Origin of the sequence: Micromonospora sp. NPDC007271 (genome assembly GCF_040634005.1) — a bacterium.
In the GTDB taxonomy this organism is placed as follows: Bacteria; Actinomycetota; Actinomycetes; order Mycobacteriales; family Micromonosporaceae; genus Micromonospora.
Genome location: NZ_JBEYER010000005.1, coordinates 84,727 through 104,020 on the forward strand (window position 1 = coordinate 84,727; position 19,294 = coordinate 104,020).

The 19,294-nt window shown below is 72.5% G+C and carries 24 protein-coding genes; all 24 read right to left on the reverse strand.

Features of this window, described 5'->3' with window-relative positions; all coding sequences use genetic code 11:
- Positions 1–49 precede the first annotated feature (49 nt).
- The 24 genes from ABZ570_RS03645 to ABZ570_RS03760 all read right to left on the reverse strand — a co-directional run bounded on the left by ABZ570_RS03645 (position 50) and on the right by ABZ570_RS03760 (position 18,999).
- Positions 50–685: a hypothetical protein gene (locus ABZ570_RS03645; RefSeq protein WP_358056380.1), complete on the reverse strand. Its 636-nt coding sequence runs from the start codon at positions 683–685 to the stop codon at positions 50–52.
- Positions 682–1,707, reverse strand: coding sequence for a hypothetical protein (locus ABZ570_RS03650; RefSeq protein WP_358056382.1), 1,026 nt, complete (start codon positions 1,705–1,707; stop codon positions 682–684). The genes ABZ570_RS03645 and ABZ570_RS03650 overlap by 4 nt, the downstream gene beginning before the upstream one ends.
- A 55-nt stretch (positions 1,708–1,762) precedes the next feature.
- Complete coding sequence (locus ABZ570_RS03655; protein ID WP_358056384.1) at positions 1,763–2,059, reverse strand: hypothetical protein; 297 nt, start codon at positions 2,057–2,059, stop codon at positions 1,763–1,765.
- A gap of 201 nt (positions 2,060–2,260) precedes the next feature.
- Positions 2,261–2,833: a hypothetical protein gene (locus ABZ570_RS03660; RefSeq protein ID WP_358056386.1), complete on the reverse strand. Its 573-nt coding sequence runs from the start codon at positions 2,831–2,833 to the stop codon at positions 2,261–2,263.
- 74 nt (positions 2,834–2,907) lie between these two features.
- Complete coding sequence (locus tag ABZ570_RS03665; RefSeq protein ID WP_358056388.1) at positions 2,908–3,339, reverse strand: DUF3085 domain-containing protein; 432 nt, start codon at positions 3,337–3,339, stop codon at positions 2,908–2,910.
- Between the two features lie 82 nt (positions 3,340–3,421).
- The gene (locus ABZ570_RS03670) at positions 3,422–4,414 is read right to left on the reverse strand and encodes a DUF4192 domain-containing protein (protein WP_358056390.1); all 993 of its coding nucleotides are present in this window, start codon (positions 4,412–4,414) and stop codon (positions 3,422–3,424) included.
- Between the two features lie 123 nt (positions 4,415–4,537).
- Positions 4,538–5,725, reverse strand: coding sequence for an FAD-dependent monooxygenase (locus tag ABZ570_RS03675; protein ID WP_358056392.1), 1,188 nt, complete (start codon positions 5,723–5,725; stop codon positions 4,538–4,540).
- Positions 5,726–5,961: 236 nt separating this feature from the next.
- Positions 5,962–7,560, reverse strand: coding sequence for a VWA domain-containing protein (locus tag ABZ570_RS03680; protein WP_358056394.1), 1,599 nt, complete (start codon positions 7,558–7,560; stop codon positions 5,962–5,964).
- Between the two features lie 23 nt (positions 7,561–7,583).
- Positions 7,584–8,693, reverse strand: a complete 1,110-nt coding sequence (locus tag ABZ570_RS03685) for an AAA family ATPase (RefSeq protein WP_358056396.1) — start codon at positions 8,691–8,693, stop codon at positions 7,584–7,586.
- Between the two features lie 156 nt (positions 8,694–8,849).
- Positions 8,850–9,251 (reverse strand): hypothetical protein, encoded by a 402-nt coding sequence (locus ABZ570_RS03690; RefSeq protein WP_358056398.1) that lies wholly within the window; start codon positions 9,249–9,251, stop codon positions 8,850–8,852.
- Positions 9,238–9,900: a hypothetical protein gene (locus ABZ570_RS03695; RefSeq protein WP_358056400.1), complete on the reverse strand. Its 663-nt coding sequence runs from the start codon at positions 9,898–9,900 to the stop codon at positions 9,238–9,240. Before ABZ570_RS03695 ends, ABZ570_RS03690 begins: the two co-directional genes overlap by 14 nt.
- Positions 9,900–10,250: a histone-like nucleoid-structuring protein Lsr2 gene (locus tag ABZ570_RS03700; RefSeq protein WP_358056402.1), complete on the reverse strand. Its 351-nt coding sequence runs from the start codon at positions 10,248–10,250 to the stop codon at positions 9,900–9,902. The genes ABZ570_RS03695 and ABZ570_RS03700 overlap by 1 nt, the downstream gene beginning before the upstream one ends.
- 231 nt (positions 10,251–10,481) lie before the next feature.
- Positions 10,482–10,742, reverse strand: coding sequence for a hypothetical protein (locus ABZ570_RS03705; RefSeq protein WP_358056404.1), 261 nt, complete (start codon positions 10,740–10,742; stop codon positions 10,482–10,484).
- Entirely contained in the window at positions 10,735–11,898 is a 1,164-nt protein-coding gene (locus tag ABZ570_RS03710; protein WP_358056405.1) for a DUF4314 domain-containing protein, read from the reverse strand. The genes ABZ570_RS03705 and ABZ570_RS03710 overlap by 8 nt, the downstream gene beginning before the upstream one ends.
- A 43-nt stretch (positions 11,899–11,941) precedes the next feature.
- Positions 11,942–12,328 carry a hypothetical protein gene (locus ABZ570_RS03715; RefSeq protein ID WP_358056406.1) on the reverse strand — a complete coding sequence of 129 codons (387 nt, stop codon included), beginning with the start codon at positions 12,326–12,328 and terminating at the stop codon, positions 11,942–11,944.
- Positions 12,329–12,382: 54 nt separating this feature from the next.
- Positions 12,383–13,063 (reverse strand): hypothetical protein, encoded by a 681-nt coding sequence (locus ABZ570_RS03720; RefSeq protein ID WP_358056408.1) that lies wholly within the window; start codon positions 13,061–13,063, stop codon positions 12,383–12,385.
- Positions 13,060–13,482 (reverse strand): hypothetical protein, encoded by a 423-nt coding sequence (locus tag ABZ570_RS03725; RefSeq protein WP_358056410.1) that lies wholly within the window; start codon positions 13,480–13,482, stop codon positions 13,060–13,062. The genes ABZ570_RS03720 and ABZ570_RS03725 overlap by 4 nt, the downstream gene beginning before the upstream one ends.
- Before the next feature lie 475 nt (positions 13,483–13,957).
- A complete protein-coding gene (locus tag ABZ570_RS03730) occupies positions 13,958–14,236 on the reverse strand; it encodes a hypothetical protein (RefSeq protein WP_358056412.1) in 279 nt (92 codons plus the stop codon).
- 116 nt (positions 14,237–14,352) lie between these two features.
- Positions 14,353–14,805 carry a hypothetical protein gene (locus ABZ570_RS03735; RefSeq protein WP_358056414.1) on the reverse strand — a complete coding sequence of 151 codons (453 nt, stop codon included), beginning with the start codon at positions 14,803–14,805 and terminating at the stop codon, positions 14,353–14,355.
- Between the two features lie 105 nt (positions 14,806–14,910).
- Positions 14,911–16,047: a C40 family peptidase gene (locus ABZ570_RS03740; RefSeq protein WP_358056416.1), complete on the reverse strand. Its 1,137-nt coding sequence runs from the start codon at positions 16,045–16,047 to the stop codon at positions 14,911–14,913.
- Positions 16,011–16,508, reverse strand: a complete 498-nt coding sequence (locus tag ABZ570_RS03745; RefSeq protein WP_358056418.1) for a hypothetical protein — start codon at positions 16,506–16,508, stop codon at positions 16,011–16,013. The genes ABZ570_RS03740 and ABZ570_RS03745 overlap by 37 nt, the downstream gene beginning before the upstream one ends.
- A gap of 26 nt (positions 16,509–16,534) precedes the next feature.
- A complete protein-coding gene (locus ABZ570_RS03750; RefSeq protein WP_358056420.1) occupies positions 16,535–17,377 on the reverse strand; it encodes a hypothetical protein in 843 nt (280 codons plus the stop codon).
- An 84-nt stretch (positions 17,378–17,461) separates the two neighbouring features.
- The gene (locus ABZ570_RS03755) at positions 17,462–18,097 is read right to left on the reverse strand and encodes a GGDEF domain-containing protein (RefSeq protein WP_358056422.1); all 636 of its coding nucleotides are present in this window, start codon (positions 18,095–18,097) and stop codon (positions 17,462–17,464) included.
- Positions 18,098–18,192: 95 nt separating this feature from the next.
- Positions 18,193–18,999 carry a MarR family transcriptional regulator gene (locus ABZ570_RS03760; protein WP_358056424.1) on the reverse strand — a complete coding sequence of 269 codons (807 nt, stop codon included), beginning with the start codon at positions 18,997–18,999 and terminating at the stop codon, positions 18,193–18,195.
- Positions 19,000–19,294: the final 295 nt, after the last annotated feature.

Here is a 19,294-nt window from a genome sequence, read left to right on the forward strand (position 1 = left end):
GCCTCGCAGACGCGGCGGGGATGGGTGATAGTCGGGTGGGCACGTCCGGTCAGTACGTGCTGTCCGGGGCGTGCACGGGCAGCAGGAGCCTGTCGGTCGGCGGCTGCCCGTCGGCTTCGGGCTGCCAGGCGTCGGCGGTGTCGAGGGTGGCGAAGGGGCCGACGACGGCGAGGCGGGCGCGGTCGCGGTCCAGCAGGGCCAGCGCCACGCGCGGGGCGTCGACGGTGGTGGTTCGTGCGACCTGGGCGATGTCTGGTGGGACGGCTGTCCACTCGTCGTCGCTGATGCGTGCCTGCGTGGGGTGGTGGAGGGCCACGGGCGTGGTGGCGGCGATGTCGGGGTGGTGCATGGCCAGGTGGGGTGCGTAGTCGGCGGTGGCGGCGCGGCCCTCGATCGGGCCGTGCAGGGACAGCGCGCCGGTGGTGGTGACGGCGAGCAGCGCGTGCGGGGCGCGGTCCTCGACGCTGTCGAGCAGGGCCAGGCTGAAGGTGTCGCGGCTGCCGATGTCGGTCAGTGTGATGAGGGTGGGCCGGCCGGTGGTGGCGTTGTCCCAGCTGAGGACTTCGAAGTGGTCGCTGGCGAGGGAGAGGAACCGCTGGTAGGCGCGGTTGGCGGTGTCGAAGGGGTATCCGGCGTCGTGCATCAGGCGTAGCTCCTGCTGATCGCGGGGGTGGGGTCGGGTCATCGGGCGAGGACGGAGACGGTTTCGCCGAGCAGCAGCGGCGCCCCGTCGGGGCCTTTGATGTAGGAGTGGATCCAGATGCGGTAGGGCTGGCCGTCGGCGTTGACGAGACGCCGCCAGTGGCCGCGCACGATGAACCGCACCCGGTAGTGCCACTTCGCCTCGCCTGTGGGTTCGGCGACGGGTTTGGTGCGGCGGAGCATGACGACGCGGGTGTCGTGGCGCAGGCTGGCGCGCAGCGCCCGACGGCGGGCGGGCCGGTCCAGGGGCGGGGCGGCGACGGCGGCGATGGGCTGTTCCTGGATGCGCCAGAACGCGTACAGCACCGCCGCGACGGCGCGCATCCGCAGCGCGGATTCGTCGATGCAGAAGCGGCCGTCGGGCGCGGTCTCCCAGTCGCGGTCGACTTCCTCAGCCGGTTCGCTGCGGGCGGCGATGGGGGTGCCGATGGGGATCTCGGCGAAGGAGTGGAGCACGTAGGGGCCGAACTGGGCGGCGAGTTCGGGGGCTTCGGCGAGTTGGCGTCGGCGTCGGGCGGCGGCGGGGTCGAGGGGGTCGTCGCGGTCGGCCCAGCCGGTGATCCACCAGCCGGTACGCCCGTTGCCGGTGTTGTGGAATTTCGCCCAGGCGATCGCGCCGATCGAGGTGACCTGGCCGTGGACGCCACGCTCGTAGATGGGTTCGGGGAGGAACAGCACGCCGGCGTCGCTGGGGGCGACGTCGTTGCCGATGATGTCGCCGGACAGGTCGAGGGCTTGGGCGGCGGCGGCGATGATCGCGGTCATGGCGGGGGCGAGGACGTAGGGTTCGCCGTCCTGCCACGGCTGGTGGGCGATCCGGCTGAACGCGTCCGTGACGGCCGCCGTGTGGTCAGAGCTGTCGGTGGTCGCGTCGAGGGCGGGTTCGAGGAACGCGCTCAGGTACTGCTGGGCGAAGCGGCTGCGCGTGTATTCGGTCATGCGTGCGCGCAGGTCGACCGTCGCGCGGGCATAGCCGGCAAGGGTCGACTCGGTACGAAAACTCACGGCACCTCCATCGATGTGTGTTGGGGTTTGGCGGACTGCCGGGGTCGCTGTGGCTTCAGGCGGCGCGGGGCTGGGTGTGGGCGGGCCGGAACCAGCCGGTGACCCGGTGGGCGGGCGGGGTCACCCGTGCGCGGCCTCGCGGTCGCGGCTGGGGCCGGGTGGCGGCCTGGTGGGCGCGGTGGGCGTCGCGTGCCGGTGGGCAGGGGTATGCCTGGCCGGCGCAGCGCAGGTTGCCGCAGCGGTCGGGCCGGTGCGGCTGGGGTTGGTGGGCGGCGGCGACGTCGCTGGCGAGTAGCCACAACAAGACGTCGGTGACGGTGCGCGGTATCGCGCGGCGGTGCGGCGAGACCATGAGTCGCAGTCCTTTCCGGTTGGTGTTTCGGCCGGTACAAGGCCGCGACCCCTGCGGCCAGCGGCATGGGCTGACGCGGTCGGGTTCGCCACAGGGGTGGCGGCCGGGTGCAGTGACGCTCGACTTTTCGGGTTGATCAAGTCGTCGACGCGCGCTGCTAGGCGCGGGCGGTATGGCCGGGACACTGCGGCGGCGGATGAGCTAACTGGCGTGGGCTTCGTGGTCTGGTTCCGGGGCTGCGGTGGCCGAACGCAGGTCGGCGGGCGTGTCGGTGGTGGTGTCGATGGCGCCGGGGGTGGCGTCTTCTCGGGTGGTGTTGTCCCAGTCGAGGTAGGTGTCGTGGCCGGTGCCGGTGAGGGCGGCGTCGATGGCGTCTTCGGCGGCGTCGACGGCGTCGTCCCGGCTGGTGGCCGTGACCTCGATCCACAGGGGCAGGGTGAGGCGGATCTGCCAGCGGCGCGGCAGTCCGGGCAGATCGAGGGTGTCCAGGATGTGGTCGGCGGCATCCGGGGCGATGACGTCGTCGGCTGCGGCGTCACGCAGCGCCTGCCACACACGGCGGCGCAGGGCAGTGGACTGCTCGTCGACGGTGGGAAGCGCCGCGGCCGCGGTGGGGGTGGGCTGCTGGGTGCGGAGGTGGTCGTGGATGCGGGCGGCGGTGTGGGTGAGCCAGCCCAGTGGTGCAGGTTGGGCGGGGTGGAAGGCGTCCCACGCGTCACGCAGGACGGCCTCCAGGCTCGCCGGTCGCGGCTGGGGATTCTCAGGGGTGGACATGGGGTCTCCGAGTCGGTGAACAGCCGCCGGTCCCGCCTCCAGGTGTGGGGGCGGGGCCGGGGTGGCGGGGGTGGTCAGTCGGGGCGGCGGGTGCGGGCCACGCGCACCTCGTAGGTGTCGGCGCTGACGGTCAGGTGCAGCCACCGGTAGCCGGCGGCGTGGGCGGCGCGCAGCGTGTCGATCAGCGGTGTGGGCTGCTCGGTGAGGTGCACGTGCTCGACAAAGTCGTCGCCGCCGAGGTCGGGGTCGTGGCGGTGGCCGTCGGTGTCGGGATTCCAGCCGTGGGCGTAGACGACGAGGTTGGCCTCGGGCCGGTTCGGGTCTTTCAGGCGGGGCAGGCCGCTGGACATGAGGTAGACACCGTGGTCGTGGACCCACTCCAACGCGCCCCGGCAGGAGGTCTGCTCGTCGCGTTCGGTGAAGGTGTGGGCGTGGTCGCCGGCGGCGACGGCGTGTTCGGCCAGCCGCAGCGTGTCGGTGAGGTCGAAGTACAGGTGCAATGCCATCAGGCTCTCCTTGCGGGTGATCGAGAACTGGGCGTCCGGGTGGTAGGTGGCCGGACGCCCGTGGCGGGGTTGGTGCGGGCTGTTACCGGGCGGGGTTGCCGGAGGTGGGCCCGTCGTCGAGGGCGGTGGGTGGGATGCCGTGGCGTAGGGCGTGGTCGATGAGCCGGGCGAGGCGGTAGTGGGGGTCGGCCGTGAGGGCGCGGTCGAGGGCGACGGCGGCGAGGGCGCCTTGCCCGTGCCGCCAGGCGGTGAGGGCGAGCAGGGTGGCGGGGGCGGCCGTGTAGGCGGGGTCGGCGCGGCGGGTGATATCGGTCCACAGGGCGAGGCGCAAGGGCTCGGTCCCGGTGGCCTTTCCGGCATGGTCGCGGACGGCGATGTCGGCGAGGAGAACCGCTAGCCAGGCCACCTCGTCGTCGGTGAGGACGGCGTCGGCGGCGTAGCGGGCGAATGCCTCGTTCACGGCTCTCTTGCCGGCGCGGATGAGCGCCGCCCGCCCGCCGGAGGTCTGGGCGGCGAGCGCGCGTTCCTGCGCCCTGCGGCTGGCCTCGGCCATGCCGGTGCTGCCGGTGGGGGCGAGGCTGGCCACGAGTGCGGCCCGGTCGGGCAGGGCGGTCTGCCCGGCCACGATGGCGTGTACCGCGGTGGGGCTGTAGTGCGGGTCGAACGGCACCCCGTCGAGTGGGCAGCAGCGCGGGTCCTGGCATTGGTAGGAGTGGTAGCGGCCGTCGGTGACGCGCAGCGTGTCGAAGATGGTGATGCCCGCGGCGTGCAGGTGTGGGGTGATCGCGTCGACGACCGGGGTGACGGTGGTGGCGGGTCCGTAGCCGGTGAGGATGGCGGTGGTGGCGTCGACGTTGCGCAGCAGGGCGAGATGCTGCCGCGCCGCCCGCGGCGCCCAGTCGCGGATGGTGGCGGGGGCGGGGAGGTCGGCGCGGGCTGCCACAGCGATGCGGTGGCCGGTGAGGCCGATGGTGACGAGGCTGTCGGCGGGGTGGAAGCCGAGCAGGTAGGGCACGGCGGCGAGGAGGTCGCTGATCGAGGTCACCGGCAGCCGGGCCGGCTGGTCGTGCGTCATAGGGGTAACTCCTTTGCGAGGAAAGGGCTCCGCCGCCGGTGGGCGTGGCGTGCGGGGCCGGCAATGGGGCCGGCGGCAGATCAGGTGTCTGCCGCCGGCAGGTCGGTCAGGTTGAAGGGGTGCTCAGCTGGGGTGATGGCCGAGGCCGAGGCGGGCGCCGATGACGGGGCCTCGGTTGACGGCGGCGACCGCGGCGGGCAGGTGGCGGCGTTGCCAGCCGTGTAGGGCCGCGGCCAGGTCGGCGCCCCAGCGGTGGTGCTGGGTGAGGGCGGTGACGAGGCCGGCGGCCTGTTCGATGCCGTTGTTCGCGCCCCGGGCGGTGTGCGGGCGCACGGGGGCGAGGGCGTCGCCCAGGAGCACGGCCCACCCGGTGCCGATGGGCCAGGCCATGCGGGTGGGTGGGTCGATGTCCATCACCGGCACCGCCATCCGCACGGTGGTGGCGTGCACCGTCGCGGCATGTCCGGCTGGCAGCAGCCGGGCTGCATGCTCGTCGACGTGCGCGCGGGCCGCCGGCCCGACGTGATGGGGCAGGGCGAACGTCCGCCGCTCGGGCGGCGCCCCGAACTGGTGGGCGTAGTCGGTGGGGCCGCAGGTGAGGTAGAGCGTCCAGTCCAGCCCGCCGGGAACCGGGGCGACGTTGTACTGGCAGCCGGGCCCGGGTTCCAGGCGCAGGAAGTCCCGCAGCGGCTGGTCGGGGGCGGGGGCGTGGCCGCGGTGGGCGACGTAGCCGGCGTACCGCAGCCGCCGGGACGGGTCGAGCAGGCGGCGGCCGGTGGAGGCGCGGCCGTCAGCGAACACCACCAGGTCCGCGACCTCGCGGGAGCCGTCGCCGAAGGTCAGGACAGGTTGCTTGTGGTGGACGCCGAGCGCGGCGACACGGCGACCGGTGCGCAGCACCCCGGCGGGCAGGCGGGTGGCCAGCGCGGCGTGCAGCAGCGTCCAGGTGGTGTTGCGGCCCGGGTAGACCTGCCGGAGGGTGTGGATGGGCTGGCGGGCGCGGACGGTGACCTGACAGACGGTCTCGGAGTCGGAGGCGACGAACTCGCCTTGGTCGATGCCGAGGCGGTCGAGGATGTCCAGGGCGGGGTGTTCCAGGCCGATCAGCCCGCCGCCGCGCGGCGCGGCATCGGGGGCTGCTTCATACACGGTGACCTGGTGGAAACCGGCGTGCTGGAGCAGCAGTGCCGTGGCGCAGCCGGTGAGAGATCCGCCGACGACGGCGATGCGCGGCTGAGGCGCACGCGTCGTCGTGCTCGTCGTGACGGCGGTGGGCGCGCCGGTCGGGTGAATCAGCGCGGGCAGTGTCATCGGGTTTCCCCTTTTCGAGCTCGTGGGTGGGAAACCCGGGCACGGCCCGGCCGTGCCCGGGTTTGCGCTGGTGCGCGGGTGGCCGGGCAACGGCCTGGTTCGTGCGAAGTGAGACAGCGAGGTCAGCGGCGGGGCGTGGGCGTCACGAGCACCCGGGAGCGGCGACCGATCGTGGCGGCTACTGGTGTCGGTCTTGCCGACAGCCGGCTCCGGCGCCTTGGTCGGTTCGTGCGTGGTCAGGCGTGTTCGAGTGCGGTGACGGCGGCGTCGGCGATGGCGTCGACGGCCTGGACGGGGTCGGCGACCATCAGGGTGGTGGTGTGGGTGAAGGTGTGCCCGGCCAGGTTGGCGGGGCGCAGCCACAGCACCGCGCAGCCGCTCTGGTGCAAGGTGGTGATCAGCCGTTGCGCCGGTGTGGTGTCGGGGAGGTCGCCGTCGGAGACGACGGCGAGCATCCGCAACCTGCCGGGTTGGCGCAGGTTCAGCAGTTGGTCGGCGAGTTTCACCGCGTCGATGAACGCGGTGGTGCCTCCGGCCGCCCACATCTGCAGGACGTGGGCGGGCCGCTGGCGGGGCGGCACGAGCAGCGTGGCCTGGCTGCCGAAGCCGATCATGGTGGTGGTGGCCTGGTTAGTGCGGGCGGCGTGGGCGAGGATCCACCCGGCTGAGGACATCGGCGCCGCGTAGGAGCGCATGGATGCGGAGGTGTCGACGAGCACGGCCAGGTGCAGGGTCGGCTTCGGCGGCGGGATCTGGGCGCGGCGCTGCCACGGTGTGGCAGTGGGCATGCTGCCGGCGGCGATCTGCGCTTTCGCGGTGATGGCGTGCCGGGTGCGCAGCCGCCCGGGTGGTATCGGGCTGGGCCGTGTGTCGGGTTCCGGTGAGTGGGTGCGGGCCCGGCGCAGCCGCGCGGCCAAAGTGCGGGCGGCGGCGCGTTCGGCGTCGGTGGGGTCGCGGCGTGTCCACGCCGCGGGCGCCCCATGCCGGGTGTTGATCTGTTGGGCGGCGTATTCGGCGGGGGTCAGGCCGAGGGTGTGTGCGAGGTAGTCGGCGAGGGCCTGGGCGAGCTGGCCTGAGAACTCGCCGGGGTCGGGCTGCGGCGGCTGCGGCTGCTGGTGAGGGTCGATGTCGAGGATGCGGCACCACCGCCACGCCAGGTCGATCATCGTGTCGGCGTCGGTGTCGTCGACCGTGTGGGCGTGGCGCCACACGTCGCGCAGCTGCCGCAGTTTGTCGCGGCCGAGGACCGCGGTGACGGCGGCCCGCACCCCACGGATGTCCTTGGCGGTGATGATCCTGGCGTCGACGCGGGCGAGGAGCAGGCCGGCGAGGTGGGCGGCGTGCCAGGCGTCGTCGACCGGCGCGTCGGCGGGGTCGAGCAGGGTGGTGACGGTGTGGCGCAGCCACCTGCGGTCGGCGCGGCGCCTGCCGCGTTGCCGGTTCTCGGCACGGGACTCTTCCAGGAGTTCGGCGACGGCGGCGACGACCGGCGGCGTGCCTGGAGGCGCTGTCCACAGGCTGTGGGTGGCGTGGGCGGCTTCGTGCACGAGCAGCCCGTACGCGGTCGGCACCAGGCGTTTGTGGCCGGCGCGGCGGGGGTCGGTGATGTCGGGGGCACCGATGTGGGTGGCGTCGACTTCGATGCGGCGGGCGTCGGGGTAGAAGCAGGCCGGGGCGCCGCCGCCCGCCCCTGGGGCGACGGTGACGGTCAGGTCGGTGCGACCGGTCAGGACCGGGATGTGCCGGGTCCAGGCGTCGCTCCACGCGTCCCAGTCCGGGACCCTGGCAGTCGAGGTGGTAGTGCCGGCGGCCCGGTGGGTGGAGGGATGAGACATGAACTTTCCTTCCAGGGGGTTGGTCAGCGTTGCTTGCCGAGGGTCAGCGGGGTGATGTCCGTGCCGAACCGCTGCCTCAGGGCGGCGAGGACCTGCTCGCGGTCCTCGGCCGGGGCGCGGCCGACGAGGTTCGCCACGGCCGCCGCCGGGCCGAGGGCCTTGCTGACGCGGGTGAAGCCGAGCAGCTCGCGTAGCTGCGGCGCCCAGCCGACGCGCCCGGCGGCGAGATCGGCGTTCAGCAAGATGGCGGCCTCGACGGCGGGGCGGGGGACGCCGAGGTGGCGGGCGAGGTCCCAGTCGGTGGTGACCTCGATGTGCACGTCGAACCGCGACGCCAGCGCCTCGGTCAGGATCGCGCCGTGGACGCCGGGGTTGTGACCGGCGATCACGTAGAACCCGTCAACGGCCTCGACGCGTTCGTTGCGGTAGCCGGGAATGGTGATCACGCGGCGGCCGTCCATCGCCGGGTAGAGCACGGCCAGGACTTTCGGGGGGATGAGGGTGGCGTCGTCGACCAGCAGCGCCCGCCCTGCCCGCATGGCGGTGACGAGGGGCCCGTACACGAACTCGAACCCGCCATCCGGGAGGGGGATGAAGGTGCCGAGGAAGTCCTCCACCACGGTGTCGCCGGTACCGGCGACGGTGAGCAGGTCGGGGAACGCGGCCTCCACCAGGGCGGTCTTGCCGGTGCCCGGCGGGCCGTAGAGCAGCACCGGGATGCGCTTGTCGCGTAGCCGGCGCAGCACGTCCACATCGGTGGCGCCCGCGAGTTTGCGGGGGAAGTACAGGTCACCGTTCGGGCGGGCGACGGGCTGCCGCCGTCCTGCCCGGCGGCCATGGGCGGGTGTGCGCGGGGCGGGCGGTGGCATCGTGCCGGCGGCGTCGATGCCGGCCTGGGTGATTTGGAACCGGTGCGGGCCGCTCTGGTGGGTGGCGTATCCGGCGGCGGCCATCTTCTTCAAGGCTTCGAACACCGCCCCGGTCGAGGGGGCGGAGAGGGCTTTGGTGATCTCCCCGACCGTGAGCATCTGGTCCGGGTGAGCGGCCAGGTGCGCGGCGACCTTGTGGTACAGGTAGCCGGGGCGCCTGCCATCCGTCGCAGGTGGGGTGGCGGCTGGGGTTGTGGGATCCATACGGGTCCTCCCATCGGGGGTAGGGCCCGCGCACCCGTCTCCGGGTGCGCGGGCAGAAGCAACGTCCGCGCAGCGGAGACAGGAATCAGAGGGGCAGTTGGAGCAGGCTCATCGCAGGACGGCGTGACACCGCCGGTGCGAGGGCATGTCGGCTCGTCAGGTCGCCCGGCCGTTGCCGACGATGCGATCGCAGCAGCGGGGGTCGACAGGCAACCAGGGCAGGCCCCAGCCGATCCGGTACCGGCCGCCGTTGGGTTCGACGATGTGGACGCCGCCGCCGAGGGACAGCGGGCGGGCCACGGTGAGGACGCGTCCGTCGAAGTCGACGGTCCGCCAGTCACCGCCCACGTACTCCGCCATCTGCGAGAACGTGAGGGCGAGGGCGTCGGCTGTCTCGGCGTCGACGCTGAGTTCGACCGCGCCGTTCCACCAGCCGATCACTGTCGCGGTGTATGCCTCGTAGTAGCGGTGGGAGCCGTGGGTCGGCTCGTAGCGCAGCCACGGGCCGGAGAACACGGCGGTACCGCCACGCCGGGGCAGGTAGTCAGGAGTGGGCATCGACCACCGCCACCGACCAGTCAGCCGGCTCGAACCGGACCCGGGGACGCCGCGGATGTGGGTGCCGCCAGGTCGCGGACCAGACGGCCGGGGTAGGCCGCCGCCGTGCTGGCGGAGCCGCAGGATCGGGGTCGCGGCGCCCGATCATCAGGTCGCGGAAGACCGCGAGCAGCCGTGGCGGGACCGCACCGGTGTCCGTCCGGGTGAGGATTGCTGCGTTGGTGTCGAGCCACACGACGCCGGCCAGGTCGACCCAGGCGACCGGCGTGCGGCCCGCCGGGAACCGCCAACCGGGGTGCAGCAGCCTCGGCAACGCCACGATGTCACCCGGATACCGCGCCCAGTCGGTGTAGCTCCAGGGCACCACGGTGCCGGGCCTGCGGCCGGCTTCCACGGCGTCGGCGCACTCGCGGCACTGCGCGCCGTGGACGAGGGTGGTGCCGCCACAGGCGCCGCAGGTGTGCCAGTTGTTCGGGTCGGCGGCGGGGTCGTAGGCCGGGTCCCACGCTCCGGTGACCTGCCCACCGAGCCGGTAGCCGTCGATGGGGTGAGTGCGTGCGGCGAGGCGCATCGGCTTGGCCAGGTGCGCGTCGATGGTGGTGACCGTGGCGGTGGCGCGTACGAGGACCGCGAACAGGTGGTGTGCCATCAGCGCCTCTCCTGACCGGTCCGCCCGGCAGCGCGGGACGCGTGCGGGGTCGGGCCGTGCCGGCGGGGCGTGGGTGCCCTCAACTGCTGGCGGGTGGCCTGGGAGTCGCTGACACCGGTGTCGGGCGAGCGGCCGTCGCGGGTGCCGGGGCGGCGGCGTCCGGCGGGCCGCCTCGTGAGGCGGCGGCCCGCCGCGATGTATGGGGCGAGGGCGTCCCGCATCGCCTGCAGGTTGTGTGGGGCCAGGTCAATCTCGTACTCCACGCCGTCCAGCGCGAAGTGGTGCGTGGCGACGTGGTCGGTGCTGTGGTCGATGTCGTCCGTGACCACGACAACCGTCTTGGTTGCCATCAAGGTGATTCCTTTCAGAGAAGGGGAAAGCAGCGCCGCCCTCTACGCGGTTGATGCGCGACGAGGGCGGCGCTGACGTGTGGTGGGAATGGGGCGGCTGACGGCTTGCTCGAGGGGAGGCGTCGTGCCCGGTCGAGTCCCGGTGCGGGCAGCGGCGACGGCGAGACGGCGATTGCTCGAGCGACCGGAGCGGGTTTCTGGTCCACCGTGACGGGCGGCGCGGCCTACCTTCTAGCCGGCGACGTAGGCCGCCTCTCCATCTTTGTCGGAGACCCGGATGATCCGCTCTGGTGCCACCGGGTTGAGGTGCTCGCGTGGGACGTTGGGCCACTGGTATCCGTCGCCGCCGAGGCGGGCGAGCGTGTATCGGGGGTCATTGAAGCCGTCGATGACGACGTACAGGTACTCGCCCATCTCGTCGACGAGTGCGGGCGCGACGGTGACGATCTCCCCAGGCTCCAACGATCGCACGGCCTCGTGGTCGTCAGGCACCGGGCGCTCCTCTCGCAGGAGAGGTTCCGAGGGCTGGTGGCGGGTCGGGGATCTCGCCGGCGATGCGGTCGCAGGCGTAGGGATGCACGGGCGTCCAGGCCCAGGCGCGGCCCATCACGGCGTACCGGCCGTCGCCGTCCGGGGCGATGCGGTGCATCGCCGCAGGGTCGGCGTGCACCCGGGTCTCGTCGGCGATGATGACGTCGCCGTCGAACCACATCCGTGCGAGGGACTCGTCGATTAGACGCTCCCGCAGGTGTTCGGGGACGCCCCGGTCGGTGAGGTCCTGCCGGTAGCGGTCGCGGGCTTCCTGCTGATCGGCGACGATCGCCTCGGCCACCTGCCGGGTGCAGGTGAACACCGCCCACCCGTTCCAGTAGTCGACCAGGACGCCGACGTATCCGACCGGGACCCGCATGTCCCCAGCGGCGTTCGGCGTCCACGCCCAGTCCCCGGCGAACACCCCCGGCCCGCCCAGGCGCACCTGGTCCGGGTACACGTGGCGCAGGTCCCGGTCGTCACCGTCGGGGTGCAGCACGATGCGGCATTGCCGGGCCGCCTCGGCTTCGACCGCTTCGTCGAAGCCGTCGCACCACGCCCACCGCGCCTGGTCACGCTGCGGGCCCGTCAGGGCCTCCCACTCGGGGGCGTCTGGCGGGGCGTGCTCGGCGTAGCGGGTGTGGCCGGCGGCAAGGTCGTCCCGGTCAAAAACGGGCAGCCCGTCGATGTCTCGACCGGTGGCGGCCTCGATCTCGGTGAGGACCTCCCGCGCGGTCGCCGCCACGTCGCCGCGGGCCCGCCCGCCGATGGTGTCCTGCGCCCACCACTCGGCGGCGTTGCGGCCGGCTTCCGCCCCCGCCTCGCGGAGAGCGCCGAGCACCCGCTGCCAGCCGGCGTCGGGTAGCCGGCGGACACGGTCACCTTCGCCGAGAAGCATCGACAGCCGGGAGCCGCTGTCCCAGTTCACTTCCAGGATCCGCTGATCGGGGTCGTAGCGGCGCACGGTGCCCTCGTCACCCGGCCGCAGCCGCGTGTGCGGATCGCTGGTGTACTCGAGGGCGACACGATCCCCTACCTGGTAGGTGCCGGCGGCCGAGCGGGGATTCGGGCCGGGATGGTCCGGCTGCGGTGGCCTCGTGTTGTTTGAGCTGGTCATGGTCATCCGTTCTTGAGTGGGTTGTGTGTGCGGCCGGGCCCTGTCAGCGGGCAGCGCCGTGCGGGGGCTCCGCCTGCGAGGTGGTGTCGACAAGCGCGCCGTCGTGCCGCAGGACGACGCACGCCTCGCGGTACCGGCTGCGCGCGGTGTCCCGTTGTGCGTATGCGCGGGTGAGCGCGTCCTCGATGGCGCGCATCCGCTGTCCCGCGGTGACGAGGTTGTCCAGGTCGGCGGTGCTGTCGTGGACGGTGAACAGGGTCCGCGCCAGCAGGGCTTCCTGGGCGTCTGCGGCGACGAGCGCGCAGCTGGCTTCGATGAAGGCGCACACGGCGTCGGGGTGCGGCGCGGCGGTGACACCGATCTGGCCGGGGTCGATGTCGGCATCGTCGCGGTGGGCGAGGTGCCGCAGGACGTCGATGAAATCGTTCACGGAGGGACTCCCGAAAAGGGGCTGAGGCGGTGCCGGCGGCGGGACCACGCCGGGTCAGGCTTCGAGGTGGATCTGGTGCGGCCACACCGCGATGGCTTCGCCGTGCCGGCTGCGGCGGGTGGAGTAGGCGGTCATGGTGTGTGGCCTGCTCATGCCGTAGACGGGCCGGTTGTCGGGGCGGACGAGCACTCGCTGCCCGGCCGGGAAGTCCACCGGCGCGTGCGGGTCGCCGCGCCAGTGGATGTCCGTGGCCACGCGCCCGAACACCCAGCCGGCGAAGTAGGTTGCCGTGTACTGCGGGTACCTGCCGTAGTCGGAGGCGATGACGGCCATCCGGGCACGCGCCTCGGGAAGCGTCAGCTGCTCCAAGAGGTCGTCGGGCACCGGCGGATGCTTGGCGCGGGTGACCACGTCGACGTCGGTGCCCGGGAGGGTGCTGATGGCAGCGCGGTCGTCGGTGACGGTGATCTGACCGGTGTGGTGGTCGACGGCCGTGACGAGCCGCCGGGTGGTGGTGTCGACCAGCCGGACCAGGTCGCCGTCGGCGATGGCGCTGCCAGGCCGGCCGTTCATGGTCAGGCTGAACAGGGCGGCCTCGCGGTCGAGGACCGGGTTGTCGGGGGTGTGGACGTAGGCGCTGATGTCCGGCCGGGACGAGGCAGGCGGGACGGGCGGCAGCCGCAGGATGTAGGCGGCCGACTCAGCCTCGTGGGATGGGTGACGGGTGCCGGTCATCGGTGGCTCGTCTGGGCTCCGATGTGCTGGTACACCTTCTCGGCGGTCAGCGACTGCCCGTGCACGTTCGACGGCGGTGTGATGCGCCGCCAGCGGAGTGGGTCGCAAGCCAGCCACCAGCTTTCCCGATCGGTGGCCACTTCGATGACATCGCCGACCGACAGCGACCGCAGCCGCAGCAGCCGGTAGACGCAGCCGATGAGGAACGAGATCTCCCCGCCCGGTGCGAGGCGCTCGCGCTCGAGCTGGTCCAGGTCGGCGTTGAACACGTGGAACGCCCATTCGCCGATCTGCTCAGGCACGATGCCGGCGGGAAGATCGCGGCCGAGCGAGACCGTTGCCGTGAGCCGGTGCCCGTCCTCGTAGGGCGTGAGCCGTGACTCGGTGTTGTGGTAGATGCGGATCTGGTGAAGCGTCATGAACTGGTGCTCCGTTCAGATGAAGGAAGGGGCTCGGGGCGATCTCGGTGAGATGGCCGGCGCGGTAGGCGCGTCGGGTGAGAGCGATCCGCCGCCACGGCGGGAACAGGACGGGTCACCGCCGTGTGGCGGTGCCGGCGGCGCTGGGCACGGCGTGCATGCCTCGGATCGCCCGTCATTCCGGGTCGCCGTGCCCGGTGGAGTGCCGTTGCGCGAGGATGCGCTCGGCTTCGGCTGCTGGTCCTGACGCGAGTCGACGGGGCCGGCGCGTGACGGGAACCTTCGCCTTGGTGGGCTGGGATTCCCTGGATGGTTGGAGGGAATCCGGGCACGGCCTCATCGGCCGTGCCCGGATGGGTGCGGCAGGGTTCACGCACGTCGGCCAGGCGACGGCCGATGAACCAGAAGGTGCAATCCGCGAGGGCGATGTGGGCCCTTGGCGTCGCGGCGCGAACGGCGGCCGCGGTTGTTCGTGTTAGCGGCGCACGGGGTGCGCGGCCTGATCCGCGAGCAGTGCGGCGGCCAGGTCAGCCGGAATGTGGGCGTAGGATTCGACGGCCAGGAGCACCTCGGCCGGGTCGAGAACCGCCCCGACCAGGCCGATCCGAACGGTGTCGGGTTCGTTGTCGGGGTCGGTGACCGGGTCCCAGGCGAAGTCGACGACGGTCGCGAAGAAGGTGCGGTGCGGATTCCAGCCGACCTGGATGGTGTAGCGCTCGAAGCCGGGTTTGGGTGTCAGGGTGTAGACGCTCACAGGATCCCTTCACGGGGGTGTGCGGTCGAAGCCGCCCGTCAGGAATCGCGCCACGAGGGGTCGTGGGCCTGCGGACGGCTGATGAGGGCCGGTGGGTTTGCCGGGGCTTCCGCGCCTCATGCCTCGGCGTGGCGGGCGCGTTCCTCGGCCAGTTCGACGACCTTGTCGCGTCGGGCGGCGGGAAGGCCGGCGAGAAGGCCGACGTACTGCAGTTCCTGTGCGGTGACGGGTTCGGCGAATGCCGCCTTGTAGGCCAGGCGCGCTGCCTCGTGCGCGGCCTCGATCGGCCCGCTGTGGTCGTAGGCGAAGACGACCTGTCGCAACTGCTCGGCCGCCACGACCGGGTCGCGGGACAGCGTGAGGTCGTAGATGCGGAAGTCCGCCGGAAGGTCCGCCGCGCCGATCGCGGCGATCAGGCACACGTTGGCCTGGACGTAGTAGGCGTACGCCTCGCTGCGGGCAGGCGTTTCGCCGCGAGCCCGCATGGCGGCGCGTTCGGCGTTCCAGCGCAGCCGAGCGTCCTCGGCGTGCCTGGCGAGGGCGAGCAGCATGCTGCGAGTGGGATCCATCGTGTTCCTCCTGTCTCTGAAGGGCACTGCCCCGGCTAGCAGGCCGAGGGGTGGGGTTCGGGCTTTGGCGATTGCCTGTTCGAACACCGACGGCGGGAGCCCCGGTCAACTGACGATCCGGCGGACGGCCGCGAGCTGGCTGGCCCACGCGGACAGGCGGCTGATCTTGACGACGTCGCCGCTGTGCGGGGCTTGGACGATGAGTCCTTGGCCGAGGTACATGCCGACGTGGCCGGGGCGGGTGGTGGTGCCGCGGCTGCCGGGGATGAACAGCAGGTCCCCGGGCCGCAGGTCGCGGTAGTCGGCGACCGGGGTGCCTGAGTGGACCTGTTCGCTGGTGGTGCGGGGCAGGGGGATGCCGGCGGCCCGGTATGCCTGCTGCATGAGCGATGAGCAGTCGCACTGGCGGGCGGGGATCCCGGAGTGGGGTGCGGTGCAGTCCCCGCCGAAGGTGTAGGGGGTGCCGAGTTGGGCCAGGGCCCAGCCGATCGCGGTCACGACCGGCAACGGTGTGTCCGGCGGGAGGGTGAACCCGGCGGGCAGGGGTACCTGCTCGCTGCCGGGTTGGCCGTCGCCTGCGTCGAACAGGCACAGCGGGTTGCTCATCGCCTGTTCCAGATCACCGTTGACGGGTCCGGCGGGGGTGCCGCCGGTGAGAACGCGGACCAGGGCGATCGCGTCGTCCTCCCACTTGGCGTAGGCGCCGGGGTAGGCGGAGCGTTGCACGGCTTGGGCGGCGTCGGTCAGCGCCATGGCCTGCCACCCACCGACGGCGAGCAGCGCGGCGTAGAACTTGCCGGCCGTGTAGCGGGGATCCCGCAGTTGAGCGGGGGTGCCCCAGCCTTGGGAGGGGCGTTGCTGGAACAGTCCGATCGAGTCGCGGTCCCCGCCGGGCAGGTTCCGCAGGCCGGATTCCTGCATGGCGGTGGCCAGGGCGATCACCCAGCCCCGCGGCGGGACCTTCAGATCCGCGCCGACGGCGACGATCACGGCGGCGTTGGCCGTCTGCTCGCTGTCCCACCCACCGGCGCGGGCGGGTGGGGAGATGGTGAGGGTGGGCAGCAGCGGCTGCCCATCCGGACCGGCCGCGCCGTAGCAGGCCGCCGACGCGGTGCCGCCGCCGGTGAACAGGACGCCAGCGGCGCCCGCGCACAACACCAGCACGGCGATCACCCCGGCGGCGATCACGGCGAGGGCGCGGGCGCTCACCGCAACGCTCCGACCGCGGGTCGCGACCCGCATGGCCGCTCGGCCCGGCCGGTGAGGGCAGGATGCAGCCAGCCGACGAGTGGGTAGGTGGCGACGCGGGTGCCGTCGCTGGTGTGCACGGCGATGGTGCCGGTGCCCGACTCTATGAGGTAGATCCATTCGGCATCGAAGTGCCGGGCGTGGCACAGCGGGAACACCGTGACCGGCTCCGGCGGGTCCACCTCGGAGGCGAGGGTCATGCCGACGCCCGGCACCGGACGCTGCCCGGCGAACGGGGACAGCGTGGTGGCGGTGATGTCCGGGTCGAGGTACTCCCAGTCCTCGGCCAGGATCGCGGTGATCAACGCGGAGATGTCGTGGTCGGCGTGGCCGGCCCAGATCGCGGCCAGGGTGGGTAGCACGACGGCCGGGTGGCCGTCGAAGAGCACGAACCGGGCGTGCACCAGGTGCGGGTTCTCGGGCCGGGTGGCGCCGATGTAGCAGTGGGTGCTCACGGAACAAACTCCTTCAGCGGACGACGTCACGGCTGGTCGGGCTCGGGTGTGGGCGGCCAGATGGCGGGCTTGGCGCGCCAGCCGAAGATCGGGTCGGTGGTCTCGACGGATCCGCAGCGGGTGCACTTGGTGTAGGTGTCTTCGCCGTAGCCGGCCATGGAGGGCATCTCGTCGGAGTCGATCTCGTCGACGGCGCCGCAGACCCGGCAGCGGATGGAGGCGCCGTCGGGCCCGCACACGCCGAAGATCGGTTCCTCGGGCTCGGTGCGGAGGCGGGACCGCTGCGGCCGTGGCATGCCCCCGGCGGTCCTGGTCTCGACGTGGTGGACGGTGGCGGCCAGCAGCGCGACCAGACCGGGGTAGGTGGCGGGGATGTCGCCCGGGTCGGGGGCGTCGTCGACGCGGACCCGCGGGTGGTCCTCGCCGCGCAGGTGGGTGAGCTGGTAGACGCGCCCGTCGGCGTCGACGGCGTCGACGCGGCGGGCCTGCCGTGGCTGCCCGTCGAGTGTGTGGATGTCGTCGTAGCAGGCGGCCCAGGCCACGAGACGTGCGTCCGGTGTGGTCGCGCGGATCCGGCTGATAATGGTGTCGAGGGTGGCCTGGTACGGGGTGGTTTCGATGGGGTTAGTCAGCCCGGCGGCGAGGCGGTGCAGCAGCGCGGGCAGCCCGGCCGGGTCGGCGAGCAGGTCGTCGGGGTGCAGCGGGAACTCGAGGCTGCGCATATTGCGTCGTCGCTTCGGCCTGGCGGACAGGAGCCAGTCGTGGACGAGCAGCAGCGTCGGGGGCTGACCCCAGCCCATCTGCTCGGCGTCGGCGTCTGCTGCGATGAGGCAATCGGTGAGCGTGCGGACAGTGTTGGAGGACAGCACCAGGTTCTCCCTTGCAAAGGGGTGGGCAGGCGAAAGGCCCCGCAGCCGGGTGGCTGCGGGGCCTGTGACATGCGGGGTGCGGGGTCAGCCGCCGTGACGGCTGCGGCTGCGCAGGGCGGGTGTGCGGTGGGGCAGGTACTCGCGTACGCCGCCGTCGACGCGTTTCGCCTCGTACATGGCGCGGTCGGCCTGGGTGAGCAGTTGCCGGGTGCTGGTGTTCGGGTGGTGGGTGTGGGTGTAGCCGACTGAGGCGGTCACCTGCAGGTCGCCGTTGACGACGCGGATCGAGTCGGCGGCGATCGCCTGCCAGGCGGCGTCGGCCGCGGCGGCGGTGTCTTCGCGGTCGCCGGTGACCAGCAGGGCGAACTCGTCGCCGGAGAGCCGGGCCGCGACCCGCACGGGGGCGGGGAGGCTGGCCAGTCGGCGGCCGACCTGGTGGAGCAGGTCGTTGCCGACCTCGTGGCCGAGGGTGTCGTTGACGGTCTTGAACCGGTTGAGGTCCAGCAGCACCACCCCGACCGGCGCGTTGTCCTCCAGGACGGCGGTCAGGCGGGTGAGGAACAGCCGCCGGTTGGGCAGGCCGGTGATCTCGTCGTGGCTGGCCTGGTAGCGGGCCGCGCGCAGTTCTTGCCGCTGCCGCCACAGCAGGGCGGCGGCGAGGGCGAGACCGGCGAGGATCCCGCCGACGGCGATGGCGATCGTGTGCAGGATGGAAGACACTGGGAACGCTCCTTGTCTGAGAAGGAGCACCGGGGGCGGGCGTGAGGCGCCAACTTCGACGCCCGCCCTCGGGCTGCCTGATAGGTGGCCGGCGGCTATCGGCCGCTGGTGGTGGGGGCGAGCTGGAAGGTGGCCGGCTTTTCCACGGTCTGCACGGCCTTCCCTGCGGCGACGAGCTTGACCAGCGCGTTGACGACCGCGCCCGCGCTGGCCTTCTTCGCGCCGCTGCCGGCGTTCGCGGCGTCGATGAGCTTGCACAGCTCGCTGGTCTTGTAGGCCCGGTCGGGGTGGGCTTCGAGGATGTCCAGTACCGCCCCTCGCAGGGAGCCCTTCGCCCGGCGGCTGCCTCCGGTGGCTGGGTGATCGGACGGGGCTGCGGTGTCCGGGTCGGTGCGGTCGGGCGTGGAGACAGACTGCTGGCTGTCCCCGTCGGTCGTGGCCACGGGTTCTTCCTCACCGTCGGACGGCGTGGGTACGTCCGGCGGGGCGGTCGTGTCGCTGGCGCAGGTCGAGGGTTTCCCGTGGGCGGGATTCTCGGGTTCCGGCGTGGAGGGCTCCTCGGGTGTTTCGGCGGTGTCGGTGACCTCGGCAGGGTCGTCGGAGGCAGGCCGTGCCGGCTCGTTGGGCAGCACATCGGGCGGGCTGTCATTTGCCGCGGCCTGATCCGTGCCGACGGTGGCGCGGCCAGCGTCGGTCAGCCGCCACACGGCACGCTTGCTCTCGGTGTGGATGCGTTCGGTCTGCCCGGTCTGCTCCCAGGCACGCAGCTTCGCGGTGGCGGTGGAGTAGCCGAGCTCGGCCTTGTCGGCCACGGCGGCGGCGGTGGCCTCCCCGAGTTCCGCGAGCGCGGCGAGGACCTTGAACATCGCGTGGGCCGGTACAGGCTCCGGTGCGTCGGTCATGGGCATCGTCCTTTCGTGTGAGGTCAGCACTGATCCACGCTTCGAACGCGGCGCTGATCAAGTGCGATGACCGGACCTCGGGACACGCCCCGAGATCCGGTAGGCGATCCGGGACGCCGCTGGCCTAGAGCGCTTGTCCGTGAGCGGCGGGTGGCTGCTGAGGCGGACGGCGGCGGGTAGCGGTGATCTCGCGGACGGCCGGCCAGGGCGGTCGCATGGAGCGCAGCCGGATCCGAATGAGCATCGAGTTGTCGGCGACGGAAGAGGGAAAGGGCGGCCTGTTGCCGGCCAGGCT